The following is a 19,299-nucleotide window of genomic DNA, read 5'->3' as shown; positions in this document are numbered from 1 at the left end:
GCCAGGTGGGGACGGCTCACTTGTCCCGGCGGAAGAGCTTGTTGCCCAGCCACACGATCGGGTCGTACTTGCGGTCCGCGACGCGCTCCTTCATCGGGATCAGCGCGTTGTCCGTGATGTGGATCCCCTCGGGGCACACCTCCGAGCAGCACTTCGTGATGTTGCAGTAGCCGAGCCCGTGCTCGTCCTGCGCCGCGTCACGGCGGTCCGCGACGTCCAGCGGGTGCATCTCCAGCTCGGCGATGCGCATCAGGTACCGCGGCCCGGCGAAGGCTTCCTTGTTCTCCTCGTGGTCACGCACCACGTGGCAGGTGTTCTGGCACAGGAAGCACTCGATGCACTTGCGGAACTCCTGCGACCGCTCGACGTCGACCTGCTGCATCCGGTACTTGCCCGGCTTCAGGTCCGCCGGCGGGGTGAACGACGGGATCTCGCGCGCCTTCGTGTAGTTGAACGACACGTCGGTCACGAGGTCGCGGATCACCGGGAACGTCCGCATCGGCGTCACCGTGATCACCTCGTCCTCGGTGAACGTCGACATCCGCGTCATGCACAGCAGGCGCGGGCGGCCGTTGATCTCCGCCGAGCACGAGCCGCACTTGCCCGCCTTGCAGTTCCAGCGGACGGCGAGGTCCGCGGCCTGCGTCGCCTGCAGCCGGTGGATGATGTCGAGGACGACCTCGCCCTCGTTCACCTCCACCGTGAAGTCCTGCAGCCCGCCGCCGTCGGCGTCGCCGCGCCAGACCCGGAAACTCGCCTTGTAGCTCATGCCTTGCTCCCGGGGTGCGTCTCGAGCTCCGCATCGGTGTAGTACTTCCCGAGTTCGCCGAACTCGAACAGCTCCAGCAGGTCCTGCCGCAGCGGCTCCTGCGCCTTCACCTCGACGTCGATGTCCGGCACCACCGGGTTGTCGCCCTGGGAAGCCGAGCACACGAGGAGCTTGTTGCGCCAGTCGGCTTCCATGCTCGGGAAGTCGTCGCGCGTGTGCCCGCCGCGGCTTTCGGTCCGCGTCAGCGCCGCCTTGGCGACGCACTCGCTGACCATCAGCATGTTGCGCAGGTCGATCGCGAGGTGCCAGCCGGGGTTGAACTGCCGGTGCCCTTCGACGGTGACGCGCAGGATCCGCTCCCGCAGCTCCGCCAGCTTCACCAGCGCCTGCTCGATCTCACCCGCCTTGCGGATGATCCCGACCAGGTCGTTCATCGACTGCTGCAGCTCGGTGTGCAGGGTGTACGGGTTCTCCGCGGACGCACTGGCGGGCGGGTCGAACGGCGCCAGCGCCATCTTCGCCGCGGCGTCCACATCGGACTCCTGCACCACCGGCCTGCCCTCGAGGCCCAGCACGTACTCGGCCGCGCCGAGCCCGGCCCGCCTTCCGAACACGAGCAGGTCGGACAGCGAGTTGCCGCCGAGCCGGTTGGAGCCGTGCATGCCGCCCGAGCACTCGCCGGCCGCGAACAGGCCGGGCACGCTCGCCGCCGCCGTGTCCGGGTCGACCTCGATGCCGCCCATGACGTAGTGGCAGGTCGGGCCGACCTCCATCGGCTCCGCGGTGATGTCGACGTCCGCCAGCTCCTTGAACTGGTGGTACATCGACGGCAGCCGCTTGCGGATCTCCTCGGCCGGCAGCCGGCTGGCGATGTCGAGGAAGACACCGCCGTGCGGGGAGCCGCGGCCCTCCTTGACCTCGGAGTTGATCGCGCGGGCCACCTCGTCGCGGGGCAGCAGGTCCGGCGTGCGCCGGTTGTTGTCCGCGTCGGTGTACCAGCGGTCGGCTTCCTCTTCGCTTTCCGCGTACTGGCCCTTGAACACGTCGGGCACGTACTCGAACATGAACCGCTTGCCGTCGGAGTTCTTGAGCACGCCGCCGTCACCGCGCACGCCCTCGGTGACGAGGATGCCCTTGACGCTCGGCGGCCAGACCATCCCGGTCGGGTGGAACTGGACGAACTCCATGTTGATCAGCTTCGCGCCCGCCCGCAGGGCCAGCGCGTGGCCGTCGCCGGTGTACTCCCACGAGTTCGACGTCACCTTGAACGACTTGCCGATGCCGCCGGTGGCGAGCACGACCGCGGGTGCCTCGAAGAGGATGAAGCGGCCGCTCTCGCGCCAGTAGCCGAACGCGCCGGAGATGCGGCCCTCGGTGGTGAGCAGCTCGGTGACGGTGCACTCGGCGAAGACCTTGATCTTCGCTTCGTAGTCCCCGGTCTCGGCGAAGTCCTCCTGCTGCAGCGAAACGATCTTCTGCTGCATCGTGCGGATCAGCTCGAGCCCGGTGCGGTCACCGACGTGCGCCAGCCGCGGGTACGTGTGCCCGCCGAAGTTGCGCTGGCTGATCCGGCCGTCGGCGGTGCGGTCGAACAGGGCGCCGTAGGTCTCGAGCTCCCAGACGCGGTCCGGCGCCTCCTTGGCGTGCAGCTCGGCCATCCGCCAGTTGTTGAGGAACTTCCCGCCGCGCATGGTGTCGCGGAAGTGCACCTGCCAGTTGTCGTTCGAGTTCGCGTTGCCCATCGAGGCCGCGCACCCGCCCTCGGCCATCACCGTGTGCGCCTTGCCGAACAGGGACTTGCACACGACCGCGACGCGGAAGCCGCGTTCGCGGGCTTCGATCACGGCGCGCAGACCGGCGCCACCGGCACCGATCACCACCACGTCGTAGCTGTGCCGTTCGACCTCGGTCATGAAGAGATTCCACCTCGGAACTGGGGACGTCTGTTGTTGGGAAGAACTAGTTCACGAACCGGAGGTCCGAGATCGCGCCGCTGGCGACGAGCATGACGTAGAAGTCGGTCAGCACCAGCGTGCCGAGCGTCGTCCAGGCCAGCGTCATGTGGCGGGTGTTGAGCTTCGTGACCTGCGTCCAGATCCAGTAGCGCACCGGGTGCTTGGAGAAGTGCTTCAGCCGCCCGCCGGTCACGTGCCGGCACGAGTGGCACGACAGCGTGTAGGCCCAGAGCAGGATCACGTTGCCCAGCAGGATGATGTTGCCGAGCCCGAAGCCGAAGCCGCCGGTCTTGCCGTGGAACGCCGTGATCGCGTCGTAGGTGTTGACCAGCGAGACGATCAGCGCGACGTAGAAGAAGTAGCGGTGGACGTTCTGGATGATCAGCGGCAGCCGCGTCTCGCCGGTGTACTTGGCGTGCGGTTCCGCGACGGCGCAGGCGGGCGGGGAGAACCACACCGACCGGTAGTAGGCCTTGCGGTAGTAGTAGCAGGTCAGGCGGAACCCGAGCAGGAACGGCAGCACGACGAAGCCGAGCGGGATGAACCCGGGCAGGTCGCCGAACCAGTGGCCGAAGTGGCTCGAGCCTTCGACGCAGGAAGTGGACAGGCAAGGCGAGTAGAACGGCGTCAGGTAGTGGTAGTCGGGCACCCAGTAGGCGGTGCGCACGAACGACCGGACCGTCGCGTAGACGATGAACGCCGACAGTCCGAGCACGGTCAGCAGCGGCTGGAGCCACCACCGGTCCGTGCGGAGGGTGCGCTCGGCGATCCGGGCCCGCTTGGGGGCCCGGACGCCGGTGCCGACGCCGTTGTCAGCGGGAGCGCTCACCGCTGGTCGCGCTTGTAGCCGCCGACGCCTTCGTCATCGGCGCCGTGCCACAGCGCCGGGTCGTAGGGGGTGTCGGGGACGGGGACGCGCTCCGCGGCCTTCGCCTGTGCGGGCACCGCGAGGGGGACGCCGTCGAGGTCCGCGGTGTCGATGTCGAGGCGCTCGACGTCGTTGGCGAGCCGGCGGATCGCCGACGCGTCGCCGTAGCGAGAGCGCAGTGCGCCGACGCACTGCCGGAGCTGGCCGATGGTTCGCCGCAGCTCGGCGATCTCGGAGGTGGACATCATGCCTCCCGTGTGGTGGGGCTGGCAGGGAACCGGCGAAGGAACCTTCGAAGGCACTGCCACGCGTCGTGCAGTGTGACAACTAGCACACTAACGGTTCCGGAGGTGATCGGGGTCACGCAAATCGATCTTCTGAATCGATTTTGATTCGGCGTTTTCCCGAGGTAGTGTGGCCAGTGTCACGACCCTGAGGCGTCAGCGCTGCCGTCCCGCGGACCACCCATCCCCAGTGATCCGGAGCCGGACATGAGCCCGACCCCATCGTTGCACCCCGTCATCGCCGAAGTCACCGCCCGCATCGCCGCGCGCAGTGCCGCGACCCGCACCGCCTACCTCGACCGCATGGCCGCCGCGCACGCCGACGGCCCGGTCCGCCGCGGCCTCGCGTGCAGCAACCTCGCCCACGGCTTCGCCGCGATGGACGGCGTCGACAAGGAAGCGCTGCGGGCCGCGCGTGCTCCCGGTGTCGCGATCGTGTCGTCCTACAACGACTTGCTCTCGGCGCACCAGCCGATGCAGGAGTACCCGGCGTGGCTGAAGAAGTCCGTGCGCTCGGCCGGCGGGGTCGCCCAGTTCGCCGGCGGCGTGCCCGCGATGTGCGACGGCATCACGCAGGGCCGCGCGGGCATGGAGCTGTCGTTGTTCAGCCGCGAAGTCATCGCGATGTCGACGGCGATCGCGCTGTCGCACGACATGTTCGACGCCGCGCTGCTGCTGGGCGTCTGCGACAAGATCGTGCCGGGGTTGCTGATCGGTGCGCTGTCGTTCGGTCACCTGCCTGCTCTGCTGGTGCCTGCGGGGCCGATGAACTCGGGGCTGCCGAACAAGGAGAAGGCGCGCGTCCGGCAGCTGTACGCCGAGGGGCGCGCGACCCGCGAAGACCTCCTCGACGCCGAAGCGGCGTCGTACCACTCGGCCGGCACCTGCACCTTCTACGGCACCGCCAACTCGAACCAGATGGTCGTCGAGGTGATGGGCCTGCACCTGCCGGGCGCCAGCTTCGTGCAGCCGGGTTCTTCGTTGCGCCAGGCGCTCACCGAGGAAGCCGGGCGCCGGGTCGTGGCGATCTCGCGCGGCGAGGAGTACACGCCGGTCTCGCGGATCCTCGACGAGAAGGCGTTCGTCAACGGCGTCATCGCGCTGCTCGCGACCGGCGGCTCGACCAACCACACGATGCACCTGGTCGCGATCGCCGCGGCTGCGGGCATCCAGCTGACCTGGGACGACTTCTCCGACCTCTCGGCCGTCGTGCCGCTGCTGGCGCGGGTCTACCCCAACGGCAGCGCCGACATCAACCACTTCCACGCCGCCGGCGGCATCCAGTTCCTGGTCGGCACGCTGCTCGACGCCGGGCTGCTGCACGAGGACGTGCACACGGTGGCCGGGTTCGGCCTGCACCGCTACCGCGCCGAGCCGATCCTGTCCGACGGCGAACTGGTCTGGCGGGACGTCCCCACCCGCAGCCTCGACGAGGACGTCCTGCGCCCGGCGTGGCGGCCGTTCGCCGCAGACGGCGGGCTGCGGATGGTCGAGGGCAATCTCGGCCGCGCGGTGGTGAAGGTGTCCGCGGTGGCGCCCGAGCACCGGGTCGTCCAGGCGCCGGCGCGGGTGTTCACCACCCAGGAGGACTTCACCGCCGCGTTCGAGGCCGGCGAGCTGGACCGGGACGTCGTCGTGGTGATCCGGCAGCAGGGCCCGCAGGCCAACGGCATGCCGGAGCTGCACGGCCTGACACCGGCGCTGGGTGTGCTGATGGACCGCGGGCACGCCGTGGCGTTGCTCACCGACGGCCGCATGTCGGGCGCGTCGGGCAAGATCCCGGCCGCCATCCAGGTGACGCCGGAAGCCGCGGCGGGAGGCGTGATCGCCCGCGTCGCGGACGGCGACGTGATCCGGCTCGACGCTTCCGCGGGTTCGCTCGACGTGCTGGTCGGTGACGAAGAACTCGCCCGGCGTGAACTTGTGGACGCCCCACCGTCCGAAGCATCCTGGACCGGCACCGGCCGAGAGCTGTTCGCCGCGTTGCGCCGTGCCGTCGGCCCAGCTGACCAGGGCGCTTCCGTGTTCGGCGGCTTGACTCCGGAACACTTCGGAACGCCCGCTTTCACAACCCAGGAGGTCGGTCAGTGACCACCGGTCAGGACCTGCTCGAGCTGTCCCCCGTGATGCCCGTCGTGGTGATCGACGACGCCGACGACGCGGTGCCCACGGCCCGGGCCCTGCTCGCCGGCGGGATCGGGGTCATCGAGCTGACCCTGCGCACGCCGGCCGCGTTGTCGGCGATCGAGCGCGTCGCCGCGGAGGTGCCGGACATCGTCATCGGCGCCGGCACCGTCGTCTCGCCGGACCAGGCGAAGCAGGCGGCCGACGCGGGCGCGAAGTTCCTCGTGACGCCCGGCTGCACGGACGCCGTCGTCGACGCGTGCTTTGACACCGGGCTGCCGTTCCTGCCGGGCGCGAGCACGGTGTCCGAGGCGATGCGGCTGGCCGAGCGCGGGCTCACGGCGCTGAAGTTCTTCCCGGCGGAGGCGTCCGGCGGTGTCGCGTACCTGAAGTCGATCGCGGGTCCGTTGCCGTCGTTGCGCTTCTGCCCCACTGGTGGGATCACCGTGGCCTCGGCACCGTCCTACCTGGCGCTGCCGAACGTCGGCTGCATCGGCGGCTCGTGGCTGACGGCCTCGCTCGACCCGGCCACGATCGAGAAGCTGGCCGCGGAGGCTGCCGCGCTGTAGCGGAGCCACACCCGAAGGGCGGAATGTGCGTCCGCACCCGGCAACAGGGGCAAGGCCCGCCACCAACCCGCGGGCTTCGCGCCATCACCCGGCCCCGGCCCTCCGGCGGCGCCGGGTGCCGGTCAGTCGATGACCGCGTCGTCGAGCAGGGTGGACTCCGCGCCGTACTCGCGGAGTTCCTCCCTGATCACGGTGTAGGCCAGCCCTTGCGGGTAGCCCTTGCGCGCGAGGAAGCCGAGCAGGCGCCGGAGGGCGGTCTGTTCGTCGACGTTGCCGAGTGAGCCGAGGCGTTTGCGGACCAGTTCCCTGGCCATCTGTTCCTCGGATTCGCGGTCGACTTCGCCGGCCGCCTGCGCGGCGACCTCGCCGTCGACGCCTTTGCGCCGCAGTTCGGCCACCAGCGCGGTGCGGGACAGGCCTTGGTTCGCGTGCCGGGATTTCACCCACAGTTCCGCGAATTCCGCGTCGTTGACCAGCCCTGCCCGGTCGAGCTTGCCGAGCAGGGTCTCGCAGGTCTGTTCGTCGAACCCCTTGCGGTGCAACGCCTGCCGCAGCTCTTCCTGGGTCCGCGGCCGAGCGGCCAGGAGATCGAAGCAGATCTCCTTGGCCTTCTTGTACCGCTCCTCAGGAGCAAGCTCAGCCGGCGGCACCTTCGGCGCCCTGGCCACCCAGATCACTCCTAGTCCTCACCAGCCCAGCCCACACGTGACCAAGCCGAGCGTCACCGATACCGCGCACCACCCGGCGCGCGGGTCACCACCCAACGCAACCCCACCGGGGGTCCAGGGGGCTCGCCCCCTGGCGGGGGTCCGGGGGTTCGACCCCCGGAAAACACGGCGAAGGGATAAAGGCAAGCGCACTCCGCGAGCACACCTCACCCAATCCCGCAGCTCCGAGCATCACCAAAGCCGCACATCACCGCGCAACGCAACCCACCGGGGGTCCAGGGGGCTCGCCCCCTGGCGGGGGTCCGGGGGTTCGACCCCCGGAGAACACGGCGGAGGGATAAAGGCGAGCGCACTCCGCGAGCAGACCTCACCCAATCCCGCAGCTCCGAGCATCACCAAAGCCGCACATCACCGCGCAACGCAACCCACCGGGGGTCCAGGGGGCTCGCCCCCTGGCGGGGGTCCGGGGGTTCGACCCCCGGAAAACACGGCGAAGGGATAAAGGCAAGCGCACTCCGCGAGCACACCTCACCCAATCCCGCAGCACACCTCACCCAATCCCGGAGCGCTACTCCGATCAGAAGTCGACCGGCGCCGGAACAGCCTCGACGGCGGCGGCGTCGAGCTGCGGACCGATGCCGAGCTTCTCCTTGATCCGCTTCTCGATCTCGTTGGCGATGTCCGGGTTGTCGCGCAGGAACCGGCGCGCGTTCTCCTTGCCCTGGCCGAGCTGGTCGCCCTCGTAGGTGTACCAGGCACCGGACTTGCGCAGGATGGACTGGTCGACACCCATGTCGATGAGCGAGCCCTCGCGGGAGATGCCCTGGCCGTACAGGATGTCGAACTCGGCCTGCTTGAAGGGCGGGGCCACCTTGTTCTTGACGACCTTGACGCGGGTCCGGTTGCCGACCGCCTCGCCGCCGTCCTTCATCGTCTCGATGCGGCGCACGTCCAGGCGGACCGACGCGTAAAACTTCAGCGCCTTGCCACCGGTGGTCGTCTCCGGGGAGCCGAACATGACGCCGACCTTTTCGCGGAGCTGGTTGATGAAGATCGCCGTGGTGCCGGAGTTGGACAGCGCACCGGTGATCTTCCGCAGCGCCTGGCTCATCAGGCGGGCCTGGAGGCCGACGTGCGAGTCGCCCATCTCGCCCTCGATTTCGGCGCGCGGCACGAGCGCGGCCACGGAGTCGATGACGAGGATGTCGAGCGCGCCGGAGCGGATCAGCATGTCCGCGATCTCCAGCGCCTGCTCACCGGTGTCCGGCTGGGAGACGAGCAGCGCGTCGGTGTCGACGCCGAGGGCCTTGGCGTACTCCGGGTCGAGTGCGTGCTCGGCGTCGATGAACGCCGCGATGCCGCCGGCGCGCTGGGCGTTCGCCACCGCGTGCAGGGCGACCGTCGTCTTACCGGAGGATTCCGGGCCGTAGATCTCGACGACGCGGCCGCGGGGCAGCCCGCCGATGCCGAGTGCGACGTCGAGGGCGATCGAGCCGGTGGGGATCACGGCGATGGGCGGCCGGGTGTCCTCGCCGAGGCGCATCACCGAGCCCTTGCCGTACTGCTTGTCGATCTGCGCGAGCGCGAGCTCGAGCGCCTTGTCCTTGTCGGGTGCTGCAGGCATGGAAAGTCCACCTCGCTGGTCGGAGGCCCCGTCGAGGGCTCTCTGTGTCGGTTCTTCAGCTGTCCGGTCCGACGCTAGCGGCGGGGACCGACAATTCCAGGCGCGGCGCCCAATCTGTGGATCGCTGGACCCGATGTGGACAACACCTTAGACGAACACCTGTTCGAGGTCGGCAGCGACACACCCTTGCGGTAGGATTTTCCCCCGCCCGGGTCGGTGCCGGTCCACAGAACCGCAGGTCAGCGCCGTTCGGCCGGGACGTCGAAGGCGTCGCAGACCTCGCGCCAGATCTCCTTGGCGGGGATTCCCGCGGTCAGCGCCTGGTCGACGGTGCGCCCGCCGAGCCCGCTCAGGACGTGGTCCCTGGCCAGCACCTGGGCCCGCCCGGGACCGAACTCCTCGGCCATCAGCCGCCGGAAAACCGTGATCCGCATCGAACCCACTCTAACCGCGGGCGTGACCACCTACTGACCCGGCTGAACGCTCGCTTCGAAGTAGTCGGCCAGCGTGCCGGGCGTGGTCGCCGCCGCCTGGTCACTCGTGTTCAGCTGGTAGATGAACCCGGCCAGCGGCCGGTCCGACACCGTGAACACGAGCACCGCCGACGTCTTCCCCGCGGCCGACGAGTAGTGCCCCTTGAGGCCGTTGCCGCCCCAGTCGGCCTCGGTGCGGTCACCGCCCGCCGAAGCGAGCAGGCCGTCGGTGTACTGCTTGAGCGCGTCGGCGCTGTCGCCGTGGACGTAGGTCACCTGCGTGCCCGCCCGGCCCGGTGCGGAGCAGGTCGACGCGGCGCCCAGGCGCTGTGCCGGCGCCGCCGGGCCGTTGCCCATGCCCGGTTTGCAGTCGCCGGTGTCGGCGATTTTCCCGGCCAGTTGGCGCAGGCACCCCGTGAAGCCCTTGTCGTCCTCTTGGCCCGGCGTCTTGCACTGGTCCGCGGTGTAGGTCGCCACCGAGGACGACGACGTGAGGAAGAAGGTCAGCCCGGCCGCGAGCACCACGACGACCGCGGCCGCGATCCCGATCAGCAGTTTCTTCTTCCCGCGCGGCTCGGCCTTCTCCGGGGCGGGCGAGTACGCCGGGAAGTTCGACGGCACCGGCTGCGGGCCGCTGGGCGGGAAGTTCGACGGCGCGTAGCCCGGGTACTGCGGCGGAGGCGGCGGGGCGTACTGCGGGCGGTGCGGCGGAGCACCCGCGGCCACCGCCCCTTCGACGTTCTGGGTGCGCACGGACAGCCCGTCGCGGGCCACGTGCTGCGCGCCGAGCGCGACGGCGGTCTCCGGCTGGTCGAGGCTGGCCGGCACGACACCGAGCTTCTCCGCGATCATCGTGCCGACCAGCGGCAGCCGGCTCGACCCGCCGACGAGGTAGATGCCGGCCAGCCGGTCCGGGGTCAGCCCGGACGACCGCAGCGTCCGCGACAGCAGCTCGACGCTGCGCAGCATCGCCGGCCGGACCAGGCCTTCCAGCTCGCCGCGCGTGACGAGGACGTCCTTGAACGGCTCGGGCATCGGCACCTCGGTCTGCGGGTGCCGCGACAGCGCCTCCTTGGCCGCCTTGACGTCCTCCTGCAGCGCACGCCGGGTGCGCCGGTCGCCGGTGGACTCCGGGCGCAGCAGCCGCTGCCAGCGCTGCGGGTCCGAGTGCGACACCTCGCGCCCGACGTGCACCATCAGCGCCTGGTCGACGTCGAGGCCGCCCAGGTCGGGCAGGCCGTCCTCGGCGAGCACGGTGAACCCGTTCTGCGTGGCGCCGACGACCGCGACGTCGAAGGTGCCCGCGCCGAGGTCGTAGACGGCGAGCGCCTGGCCGGGCGCGAGCGACTTGCCGGGGAACGACGCGAAGTGCGCCGCGGCGGCCACGGGCTCGGGCACCAGCAGGATGTTCGGGCCCATCCCGGCGAGCCGGGCGGCGGACATCAGCACGTTCCGGCGCGTCTGCCCCCACTGCGCGGGGTGGGTCAGCCGGACTTCGTCGGGCTGCTCGCCGCCGAGCTGGCGGGAGGTCTCCTCGAGCACCCGGCGCAGGATGGCGGCCAGCGCGTCGGTCACCGGGACGACGTCGGTGCCGAGCAGCAGGGTCTGCTCGTCGATGCGGCGCTTGGGGTTCGGTTCGAAGCGCGTCGGGTCGAGCCGGGCGCGCCGCTCGGCGTCGCGGCCGACCATGATTGTGCCCTCTTCGGTGGCGAACACCGCCGACGGCATGTTGGCCGAGCCGTCCACTTCGACGACCCGGGGCGGCATCCCGTGCGCCGAAAGCACGGCGACGGTGTTGGACGTCCCGAGGTCCACCGACAGGATCCGCACAGCACTCCCCTTCGCGAAGAACACGCCACGACGGCGCCCGCGTGATGCTGCCATGCGTGCGGTCACCGTGCGTGCGGACCCGGGAAAGTCACTGCTCCTTGACGCGGGCGGTGATCAAGGTGCACGATAGTTGCACAGTTCGATCATCAAAGTTGACCGGAATGCGCAGGATTGGAGGTCGCAGATGTCCGCAGGTACCCGGTACCGCTCGCTGCCACACACTGCTGCGGCAGCCGAACTTTCGGCAGGCGAGCGCCGTGTTCCGGGCAGGCAGGCACCCCCGCTCGCCTGCCCGGAACTGCGCGACCACGTCCTGGCCACCGGAAGGAACATCCCGTGAGCGACCTCCCCGTCCTCGCCGTCACCCTCGGCGACCCCGTCGGCATCGGCCCGGAGATCACCCTCAAGACCCTCGCCGAGCCCGAAGCCCTACAGCTGGCGCGCGGGGTGGCGGTGGGCGACGCGATCGTGCTGGAACGCCTGGTCCGGCACCTGGGCCTGAACCTGGAGGTCAACCCGATCGCCACGGTCGCCGACGCGCGGTTCACCCCCGGCGTGATCGACGTGCTCAACCTCGGCGTGGTCACCGAAGACCTGCCGTGGGGCGAGGTCAACGCGACCGCGGGCGCCGCGGCGGTGGGGGCGATCGAGGTCGCCACCCGGCTCGCGCTGGCCGGCGAGGTCGACGCGGTGGTGACCGCGCCGATCAACAAGGAGGCCATCTGGGCGGCGGGCTCGCGGCACCTGGGGCACACCGAGATGCTCGGCGAGCTGACCGGGTCGACCCGGTTCAACACGATGTTCTGGGTTTCCGGGCTGAAGATCTTTTTCGCCACCCGGCACCTTTCCCTGCGCGAGGCGATCGACCACATCACCCGGGAGAACATCGAGCACGCGATCCGGGAGGCGTACACCGCGCTGCAGGTGTTCGGCACGGAAAAACCGAGACTGGCGGTGGCGGCGCTCAACCCGCACGGCGGGGAGAACGGCAAGTTCGGTGACGAGGAGATCGTCGCGATCGCCCCGGCGGTCGCCGCCGCGCGGGCGGCCGGGCTCGACGTGGTCGGTCCGATCCCGGCGGATTCCGTCTTCTACCAAGGGATCCAGGGCCGGTTCGACGGCGTTCTCTCGCTCTACCACGACCAAGGGCACATCGCGTCGAAGACGTACGACTTCGAAGGCACGGTGTCGGTGACGGTCGGCCTGCCCATCCTGCGCACGTCGGTCGACCACGGCACGGCGTTCGACATCGCCGGCACCGGCCGGGCCTCGCACGGCACCATGCGAGCGGCGTTCAAGGCGGCGGCCACCCTGGCGCCGTACGCGCGGAAGCTGCCCGTCATCTACCCACCGGGTCTCCGGTGATCCCCCGCAAGCGCTGGGCGTACGTGATCCCGGTCGCGGTGGTCATGTACATGCTGGCCTACCTCGACCGCACGAACGTCGCGGTGATCCTGCCCTACATCGGCGACGACTTCCCGTTGTCGGCCGGCGCGAAGGGGCTCGCGAGCGGCATCTTCTTCGTCGGCTACCTGGTGCTGCAGATCCCGGCGGCGGTGCTGGCGGCCAAGTGGAGCGCCCGCAAGACCGTGCTGCTGCTGATGGTCGCGTGGGCGGTCGCGGCGGTGCTGTGCGGGCTGGTGCGCAACGAAACGCAGCTGCACCTGGCCCGGTTGCTGCTCGGGCTGTTCGAGGGCGGCGTGTGGCCCGCGGTGCTGATCCTGCTGGCGTCGTGGTTCCCGCAGGCCGAGCGGGCGCGGGCGAACGCGCTGTGGATGACGTGCCTGCCGATCTCGGCGATCCTCATGTCGCCGCTGTCCGGGTTCATGCTCGACCACATGTCCTGGCGCTGGGTGTTCGTCCTGCAGGGGCTGCCGCCGCTCGTGTGGGCGGTCGTCTGGTGGTTCGCGGTGGCCGACCGGCCGGCGCAGGCCCGGTGGATCTCCGCCGCCGAACGCGAGTACCTCGATACCACCTTGAAGGCCGAAGAAGACGCGAAGCCGGCGTTCGCCAAGCAGGGCTACCGGAAAGCGCTGGCGAACCCCCAGGTGCTGCTGCTGGTCGGCGTCTACTTCTTCTGGGTCACCGGCTTCTACGGCTTCTCCCTGTGGCTGCCGTCGGTGGTGAAGGCGATGACCGGCGGCTCGGCCACGGCCGTCGGGTTCCTGTCGGCCGTGCCGTACGTGCTGGCGCTGGCCGGCATGGTCGCGTGCGCGCACTGGTCCGACCGCACCGGCAACCGGCGGCTCGCGATCACCGTGCCGCTGCTCGTCGCGATCGCTGGGCTGCTGCTGGGCAACCTCGCGCACTGGCCGGCGGCCGTGCAGCTGGTGCTGCTCTGCGTCGTGGCGACCGGCGTCTACATGCCGTACGGGCCGTTCTGGGCCATTCCCAGCCGGGTCCTCGGCATCGAAGTGGTCGCCGTGGCGATGGGCCTGATCAACGCGCTGGGCAACCTCGGCGGCTTCACCGGTCCCTACCTGGTGGGCTGGCTCACCGACGTCACCGGCACCCCGGCCACCGGGTTCGTCGTCCTGGCCGCGTTCCTCGCCGTGGCCGCCGGGCTGGCGTTCTTCGGGCTGAAACCCGGCACTGTGGAAGGGTCGGCGCATGTCCCAGCCGCGACCAGGCACCCGTGACCGGCGCGCGATGCTGCTGGAAGCCGTCCGCGACGGCTCCGGCGGCATCGCGGAGCTGGCCGAAGAGTTCGGCGTCTCCGAGTCGACGATCCGCCGCGACCTCGCCTCGCTCGCCGGCGCCGGGCACGTCGTCCGCACCTACGGCGGCGCGCTCGACACCGAACGCAGCCCCCGCGAGAAGGACCGGGAGCACGCGGCGGCCAAGGAGGCCATCGCCCGGGAGGCCGCTGCGCTCGTCCAGGACGGCGAGGTGGTGCTACTCGACGCGGGCACGACCACCGGCAGGCTGGCCCGCCACCTCGCCCACCGCGAGGGTCTGACCGTGGTGACCAACGGCGTCACCGCGATCCGCGAGCTCGCGGGCTTCACCGGGATCGACCTCGTCGTCCTCGGCGGCCGGCTGCGGCACCCCGGCGAAGCGATCCTCGGCGAAAGCGTGCTGGCCCAGCTGCGGCACATCTCACCCGATCGGGTGTTCCTGGGCGCGGACGGCGTGGTCGCCGGCCGGGGGCTGTGCTGCCCGTCACTGGAGGAGTCGGTGGCTAAGCACGCGATGCTCCACGCGGGCGCCGAAGCGTACGTGCTGGCCGACCACTCCAAGCTGGACCAGGCCCCTTTTTCCTACTGGGCGCCGCTCGACCGCGAGTACCGGCTGATCACCGACGAGCCGCGGGTGGACGTGACGTTCCCGCAGTTCGCCGAGAGCGTGATCGTCGCCGGGGCCCCGGAAATTGTCGGTGGTGCCGCGCATCATGAATGACGTGGCTACTGACGTGCTCGACCTCTTCTCGCCCGCGACCCGGGACTGGTTCGCGGGGGCCTTCGCCGCGCCCACCGCGGCGCAGGAAGGGGCCTGGCGGGCCGCACACGCGGGTGAGCACGCCCTCGTCGTCGCGCCCACCGGGTCCGGCAAGACGCTGTCCGCGTTCCTCTGGGCGCTGGACCGGCTCTCGGTGGAGCCGCCGCCGGCGGAAGCCACCAAACGCTGCCGGATCCTCTACGTCTCGCCGCTGAAGGCCCTCGCGGTCGACGTCCAGCGGAACCTGCGGGCGCCGCTGGCCGGCATCTCGCAGGCCAGCCGCCGGCTCGGGCTGCCGGTGCCCGGGATTGAAGTGGGCATGCGCACCGGCGACACCACCGCGGCCGAGCGCCGCACGTTCGGCAAGACCCCGCCGGACGTGCTGGTCACCACGCCGGAGTCGCTGTTCCTCATCCTCACGTCGTCGGCGCGGGAGTCGCTGCGCGGCGTCGAGACCGTGATCGTCGACGAGGTGCACGCGGTCGCCGGCGGCAAACGCGGCGCGCACCTGGCGCTCTCGCTGGAGCGGCTCGACGCGCTGCTGCCGAAGCCGGCGCAGCGGATCGGCCTGTCGGCGACGGTCCGCCCGATCGACGAGGTGAGCGCGTTCCTGGCCGGCGGCCGTCCGGTGCGCGTGGTCCAGCCGAAGCTGGCGAAGACCATCGAGGTCCGCGTCGAGGTCCCGGTCGAGGACATGAGCAACCTCGACGCGCCCCGCAGCGGCCCGGCGCCGAGCCCGCTCGACGCGCTGGAGGCCCTGGGGTCGCCGGGGGCGCTCGAGTCACTCGAGTCGCTGACCGAGGCGTTCCCGCCCGGGAACATTGCGCCGGGCGGGCTGGGCACGATGGAGGAGATGGCCGGCAACCCCGTCCAGCGGCCGTCGATCTGGCCGGCGGTCGAAGAGCGGGTGCTGAGCCTGATCCGCGCGCACCGCTCGACCATCGTCTTCGCCAACTCGCGCCGGCTCACCGAACGGCTCACCGCCCGGCTCAACGAGCTGGCCGCCGAGCAGACCGAGCTCACGCCCGCCGACGCGTTCCCGGCCGAAGCCGTCGGCCAGTCCGGCGTGAGCACCGGCGCGCCGCCGGTGATCGCCCGGGCCCACCACGGGTCGATGTCGCGGGAGCAGCGCACCCACGTCGAGGAGTCGCTGAAGTCCGGGCAGCTGCCGTGCGTGGTGGCGACGTCGTCGCTGGAGCTGGGCATCGACATGGGCGCGGTCGACCTGGTCGTGCAGATCGAGGCGCCGCCGACGGTGGCGTCCGGGCTGCAGCGCGTCGGCCGGGCCGGGCACCAGGTCGGCGCGGTGTCGTCCGGGGTGATGTTCCCCAAGTTCCGCGGTGACCTCGTCTCCTGCGCGGTCGTCGCCGAGCGGATGGCGAGCGGCGCCATCGAGGCGGTCCGCTACCCGCGCAACCCCCTGGACGTGCTGGCGCAGCACATCGTCGCCATGGTGGCGCTGGAACCGTGGACGGTCCCGGACCTGGCGTCGCTGGTCCGGCGGGCGGCTCCCTTCGCCGCGCTGCCGGACGACGCCCTGCACGCGGTGCTCGACATGCTCGCCGGCCGCTACCCGAGCGAGGAGTTCGGCGAACTGCGGGCGCGGATCACCTGGGACCGGATCGGCGGTGAGCTGCGCGGGCGGCCCGGTGCGCAGCGGCTGGCCGTCACGTCGGGAGGCACCATCCCCGACCGCGGCCTGTTCACCGTCATGACCCCGGGCGCGGACGACAAGCCCGGCTCGCGCGTCGGCGAGTTCGACGAGGAGATGGTGTACGAGTCGCGCGTCGGCGACACCATCCTGCTCGGCACGTCGTCGTGGCGGATCACCGACATCACGCACGACCGCGTCATCGTGGTGCCGGCGCCCGGCGAACCGGCGCGGATGCCGTTCTGGAAGGGCGATGCGCCGGGCCGTCCGCTGGAGCTCGGCCGGGCGCTGGGAAAGTTCGTCCGCGAACTGTCCACTTCGGACGATGTCAAGGCACGGGAGCGGGCCGAGGCGGCGGGGCTGGACGAGCGGGCGTGCGACAACCTGCTCGCCTACCTCTCCGAGCAGAAGGCGGCCACCCGCCACGTCCCGAACGACCGCACGATCCTGCTGGAGCGCTACCGCGACGAGCTCGGCGACTGGCGGATCGTCGTGCACTCGCCGTTCGGCGCGCAGGTGAACGCGCCGTGGGCGCTGGCCATCGCCGCCCGGCTGCGGGAAAACCGCGGGGTCGACGCGCAGGTGGCGCACTCCGACGACGGCATCGTCCTGCGGCTGCCGGATGCGCTCGACGCCGAGGGCGGCGAGGTCACCATCGGCGCGGACGACGTGCTGCTCGACCCCGAGGAGGTGGAGCAGCTGATCGTCGCCGAGGTCGGCGGCTCGGCCGTGTTCGCGGCGCGGTTCCGGGAGTGCGCGGCGCGGTCGCTGCTCCTGCCCCGCCGGGATCCCCGGCGCCGGACTCCGCTGTGGCAGCAGCGGCAACGCGCCTCGCAGTTGCTGTCGGTCGCGGCGAAGTACGAGCGGTTCCCGGTCGTGCTGGAAGCGATGCGGGAAGTCCTGCAGGACGTCTACGACGTCAGCGGCCTGCGCGAGCTGATGGCCGACGTCCGGTCGCGCAAGGTGCGGCTGGTGGAGGTCGAAACGCCGGCCGCGTCGCCGTTCGCGCGCAGCCTGCTCTTCGGCTACATCGGGATGTTCCTGTACGAGACCGACGCACCGCTGGCCGAGCGGCGGGCGGCGGCGCTGTCGCTCGACTCGGCACTGCTGGCCGAGCTCCTGGGCACCGAGGCGATCCGGGAACTGCTCGATCCCGAAGCCGTCGCCGAAGTGGAGCGGTCGCTGCAGCGGCTCGACCCGGACAGGCACGCACGCTCGGCCGAGGACGCCGCCGACCTGCTGCGGTTCCTCGGCGACCTGACCGTCGAGGAAGCCGCGGAGCGCGGGATCCAAGCCGAGTGGCTCACCGAGCTGGAAGCGGCGCGGCGGGCGATCCGGGTGCGGATCGGCGGCGCGGAACGGTTCCTGGCCATCGAGGACGCCGGCCGGGTGCGCGACGCACTGGGCACCGCGCTGCCGGTGGGCGTGCCCGAAGCGTTCACCGAACCGGTGGCGGACCCGCTCGGGGACCTGCTGTCGCGCTACGCCCGCGGCCGGGGCCCGTTCGCGGCGGCGGACGCGGCCGCGCGGTTCGGGCTCGGCGCGGCGGTCGTCACCGGCGTGCTCGACCGGATGACCGGGGAAGGCCGCCTGGTGCGCGGCGAGCTGAGCCCGGTCGGGCATCCGGAAACCCACGGCGTCGGGGTCGAGTACTGCGATGCGGCGGTGCTGCGGCGGCTGCGCCGGGCGTCGCTGGCGAAACTGCGCGCCGAAGTCGAACCGGTCGAACCGGCGGCGCTGGGCCGGTTCCTGCCCGCGTGGCACGGGTTCGGCGGCCGTGTGCGGGCGGCCCCGACGGCGGATGACGTGCTGTCGGTGGTGGAGCAGCTCGCCGGGGCGCCGTTGCCGGCGAGCGCGGTGGAGTCGCTGATCCTGCCCGGCCGGCTGCCGGGCTACTCCCCCGCGTTGCTCGACGAGCTGACTACGGCGGGCGAGGTCACCTGGGCGGGCTGCGGCGCGCTGTCCGGCGGCGACGGCTGGATCGCCCTGGCCCCGACCGACGTGGCCGACCTCCTGCTGCCCGAAGTCGTCGAGGACATCCCGACCGGCCCGCTGCACGACGCGATCGTGTCCACTTTGGAGGGTGGGGCGCTGTTCTTCCGCCAGCTGGTGGACCGCGCGACCGTGCTGGTGGAGAAGGCGCCCAACGACGCCGAAGTGGTAGCGGCGCTGTGGGACCTGGTCTGGGCCGGGCTGGTCACCGGCGACACCCTGGGCCCGCTACGGGCCCAGGTCGCGGGGCATGGCGCGCACAAGCCCCGGCGCCAGGCCCCCCGCGGCCGGTACGCACGGCTGCGGGCGGGCCGGCCGCAGATGCCGTCGCGGTCCGGGCCGCCGACGGTCGCGGGCCGGTGGGCGCTGACCCCGCCCCGCGAAACCGACGCGACCCGCCGAGCCCACGCGCGGACGGAGGCGTTCCTGGAGCGCCACGGCGTCCTGACCCGCGGCGCGCTCGACACCGAACGCGTCACCGGCGGGTTCTCCGGGATCTACAAGGTCCTGCGCGGCATGGAGGACACGGGCCAGGTGATCCGCGGTTACGTGGTGGAGGGCCTCGGCGCGGCCCAGTTCGCGGCGAAGGGCGCGGTGGACCGTTTGCGAGCACTGTCGGGTCCCGGGCGCCCGGCACCGGGCCGCCCCGTGGTCCTGGCGGCAGCGGACCCGGCCCAACCGTACGGCGCAGCCCTCCCATGGCCGGCGGCGACGGGCGATACGAAGCACCGCCCGGCCCGCAAGGCGGGCGCACTGGCGGTCCTGGTCGACGGCGTCCCGGCCCTGTACGTGGAGCGAGGAGGGCGATCACTGCTGAGTTTCACCGAGGAGCGCGAGGCGTTGTCGCAGGCCGCCCAGGCCCTGTCGGCCGCCGTCCGCGAGGGCTGGCTGGGCCAGCTGTCGGTCCAACGCGCGGACGGCGAGCAAGCACTGACCTCCGAGCTGGCGCAGGTGCTGCAGGAGGCAGGCTTCCGGGCCACCCCCTCCGGCCTGCGGCTGCGGGCCTGAGAGGCGAACGGGAAGGCGGCCCCGCATCCGGCCCGTCGGAAGGCGC

Annotated in this window: 15 protein-coding genes; 7 read left to right on the top strand and 8 right to left on the bottom strand. The window is 71.4% G+C overall.

Going from position 1 to position 19,299, the window contains the following annotated elements; genetic code table 11:
- Window positions 1–16 precede the first annotated feature (16 nt).
- Genes ACFPLC_RS27225 through ACFPLC_RS27210 form a run of 4 tightly spaced genes read right to left on the bottom strand, consistent with a single transcriptional unit; the run spans window position 17 to window position 3,837 of the window.
- A complete protein-coding gene (locus ACFPLC_RS27225) occupies window positions 17–769 on the bottom strand; it encodes a succinate dehydrogenase/fumarate reductase iron-sulfur subunit (RefSeq protein ID WP_378202962.1) in 753 nt (250 codons plus the stop codon).
- Window positions 766–2,682 (bottom strand): fumarate reductase/succinate dehydrogenase flavoprotein subunit, encoded by a 1,917-nt coding sequence (locus ACFPLC_RS27220; RefSeq protein WP_378202965.1) that lies wholly within the window; start codon window positions 2,680–2,682, stop codon window positions 766–768. The genes ACFPLC_RS27225 and ACFPLC_RS27220 overlap by 4 nt, the downstream gene beginning before the upstream one ends.
- Before the next feature lie 46 nt (window positions 2,683–2,728).
- Complete coding sequence (locus tag ACFPLC_RS27215) at window positions 2,729–3,553, bottom strand: hypothetical protein (protein WP_191311031.1); 825 nt, start codon at window positions 3,551–3,553, stop codon at window positions 2,729–2,731.
- Complete coding sequence (locus ACFPLC_RS27210; protein WP_378202968.1) at window positions 3,550–3,837, bottom strand: hypothetical protein; 288 nt, start codon at window positions 3,835–3,837, stop codon at window positions 3,550–3,552. The genes ACFPLC_RS27215 and ACFPLC_RS27210 overlap by 4 nt, the downstream gene beginning before the upstream one ends.
- A 246-nt stretch (window positions 3,838–4,083) precedes the next feature.
- On the opposite strand from ACFPLC_RS27210, the gene edd reads away from it, so the two are divergent.
- Together edd and eda are read left to right on the top strand one after the other, a co-directional pair.
- On the top strand, window positions 4,084–5,967 hold the full coding sequence (gene edd / locus ACFPLC_RS27205; RefSeq protein ID WP_378202971.1) for a phosphogluconate dehydratase: 1,884 nt from the start codon (window positions 4,084–4,086) through the stop codon (window positions 5,965–5,967).
- Window positions 5,964–6,569 carry a bifunctional 4-hydroxy-2-oxoglutarate aldolase/2-dehydro-3-deoxy-phosphogluconate aldolase gene (eda, locus tag ACFPLC_RS27200; RefSeq protein WP_378202974.1) on the top strand — a complete coding sequence of 202 codons (606 nt, stop codon included), beginning with the start codon at window positions 5,964–5,966 and terminating at the stop codon, window positions 6,567–6,569. Before edd ends, eda begins: the two co-directional genes overlap by 4 nt.
- 122 nt (window positions 6,570–6,691) lie before the next feature.
- On the opposite strand, the gene ACFPLC_RS27195 is transcribed toward eda, so the two are convergent.
- From ACFPLC_RS27195 to ACFPLC_RS27180, 4 genes are all read right to left on the bottom strand, one after another.
- On the bottom strand, window positions 6,692–7,219 hold the full coding sequence (locus ACFPLC_RS27195; protein WP_191311142.1) for a regulatory protein RecX: 528 nt from the start codon (window positions 7,217–7,219) through the stop codon (window positions 6,692–6,694).
- A gap of 595 nt (window positions 7,220–7,814) precedes the next feature.
- Complete coding sequence (gene recA, locus ACFPLC_RS27190) at window positions 7,815–8,861, bottom strand: recombinase RecA (protein ID WP_086845885.1); 1,047 nt, start codon at window positions 8,859–8,861, stop codon at window positions 7,815–7,817.
- A 239-nt stretch (window positions 8,862–9,100) separates the two neighbouring features.
- On the bottom strand, window positions 9,101–9,295 hold the full coding sequence (locus ACFPLC_RS27185) for a DUF3046 domain-containing protein (protein WP_176175862.1): 195 nt from the start codon (window positions 9,293–9,295) through the stop codon (window positions 9,101–9,103).
- 30 nt (window positions 9,296–9,325) lie between these two features.
- Window positions 9,326–11,164 (bottom strand): Hsp70 family protein, encoded by a 1,839-nt coding sequence (locus tag ACFPLC_RS27180; protein WP_378198784.1) that lies wholly within the window; start codon window positions 11,162–11,164, stop codon window positions 9,326–9,328.
- 184 nt (window positions 11,165–11,348) lie between these two features.
- On the opposite strand from ACFPLC_RS27180, the gene ACFPLC_RS27175 reads away from it, so the two are divergent.
- From ACFPLC_RS27175 to ACFPLC_RS27155, 5 genes are read left to right on the top strand one after another with little or no spacing between them, the layout of a single operon-like run.
- Window positions 11,349–11,504 carry a hypothetical protein gene (locus ACFPLC_RS27175; protein ID WP_378235949.1) on the top strand — a complete coding sequence of 52 codons (156 nt, stop codon included), beginning with the start codon at window positions 11,349–11,351 and terminating at the stop codon, window positions 11,502–11,504.
- Window positions 11,501–12,529 (top strand): 4-hydroxythreonine-4-phosphate dehydrogenase PdxA, encoded by a 1,029-nt coding sequence (pdxA, locus tag ACFPLC_RS27170; RefSeq protein ID WP_378198349.1) that lies wholly within the window; start codon window positions 11,501–11,503, stop codon window positions 12,527–12,529. Before ACFPLC_RS27175 ends, pdxA begins: the two co-directional genes overlap by 4 nt.
- Window positions 12,526–13,803: an MFS transporter gene (locus ACFPLC_RS27165; protein WP_378198351.1), complete on the top strand. Its 1,278-nt coding sequence runs from the start codon at window positions 12,526–12,528 to the stop codon at window positions 13,801–13,803. Before pdxA ends, ACFPLC_RS27165 begins: the two co-directional genes overlap by 4 nt.
- Window positions 13,775–14,563, top strand: a complete 789-nt coding sequence (locus ACFPLC_RS27160) for a DeoR/GlpR family DNA-binding transcription regulator (RefSeq protein WP_378198353.1) — start codon at window positions 13,775–13,777, stop codon at window positions 14,561–14,563. Before ACFPLC_RS27165 ends, ACFPLC_RS27160 begins: the two co-directional genes overlap by 29 nt.
- Entirely contained in the window at window positions 14,556–19,253 is a 4,698-nt protein-coding gene (locus tag ACFPLC_RS27155; protein WP_378198355.1) for a DEAD/DEAH box helicase, read from the top strand. The genes ACFPLC_RS27160 and ACFPLC_RS27155 overlap by 8 nt, the downstream gene beginning before the upstream one ends.
- Window positions 19,254–19,299: the final 46 nt, after the last annotated feature.

This window comes from Amycolatopsis plumensis (assembly GCF_042652605.1).
Taxonomy (GTDB): domain Bacteria; phylum Actinomycetota; class Actinomycetes; order Mycobacteriales; family Pseudonocardiaceae; genus Amycolatopsis; species Amycolatopsis plumensis.
Note: the sequence above shows the minus strand (reverse complement) of the source record. Positions and strands in the feature narration are given on the sequence as shown.

Excerpts from the sequence above, each read along its gene's own strand:
- ACFPLC_RS27155 (WP_378198355.1), top strand. The coding sequence starts at position 14,556 with ATGAATGACGTGGCTACTGACGTGCTCGACCTCTTCTCGCCCGCGACC.
- ACFPLC_RS27220 (WP_378202965.1), bottom strand. The coding sequence starts at position 2,682 with ATGACCGAGGTCGAACGGCACAGCTACGACGTGGTGGTGATCGGTGCC.
- ACFPLC_RS27225 (WP_378202962.1), bottom strand. The coding sequence starts at position 769 with ATGAGCTACAAGGCGAGTTTCCGGGTCTGGCGCGGCGACGCCGACGGC.
- recA (WP_086845885.1), bottom strand. The coding sequence starts at position 8,861 with ATGCCTGCAGCACCCGACAAGGACAAGGCGCTCGAGCTCGCGCTCGCG.
- edd (WP_378202971.1), top strand. The coding sequence starts at position 4,084 with ATGAGCCCGACCCCATCGTTGCACCCCGTCATCGCCGAAGTCACCGCC.
- ACFPLC_RS27175 (WP_378235949.1), top strand. The coding sequence starts at position 11,349 with ATGTCCGCAGGTACCCGGTACCGCTCGCTGCCACACACTGCTGCGGCA.
- ACFPLC_RS27185 (WP_176175862.1), bottom strand. The coding sequence starts at position 9,295 with ATGCGGATCACGGTTTTCCGGCGGCTGATGGCCGAGGAGTTCGGTCCC.
- ACFPLC_RS27160 (WP_378198353.1), top strand. The coding sequence starts at position 13,775 with ATGTCCCAGCCGCGACCAGGCACCCGTGACCGGCGCGCGATGCTGCTG.
- ACFPLC_RS27210 (WP_378202968.1), bottom strand. The coding sequence starts at position 3,837 with ATGTCCACCTCCGAGATCGCCGAGCTGCGGCGAACCATCGGCCAGCTC.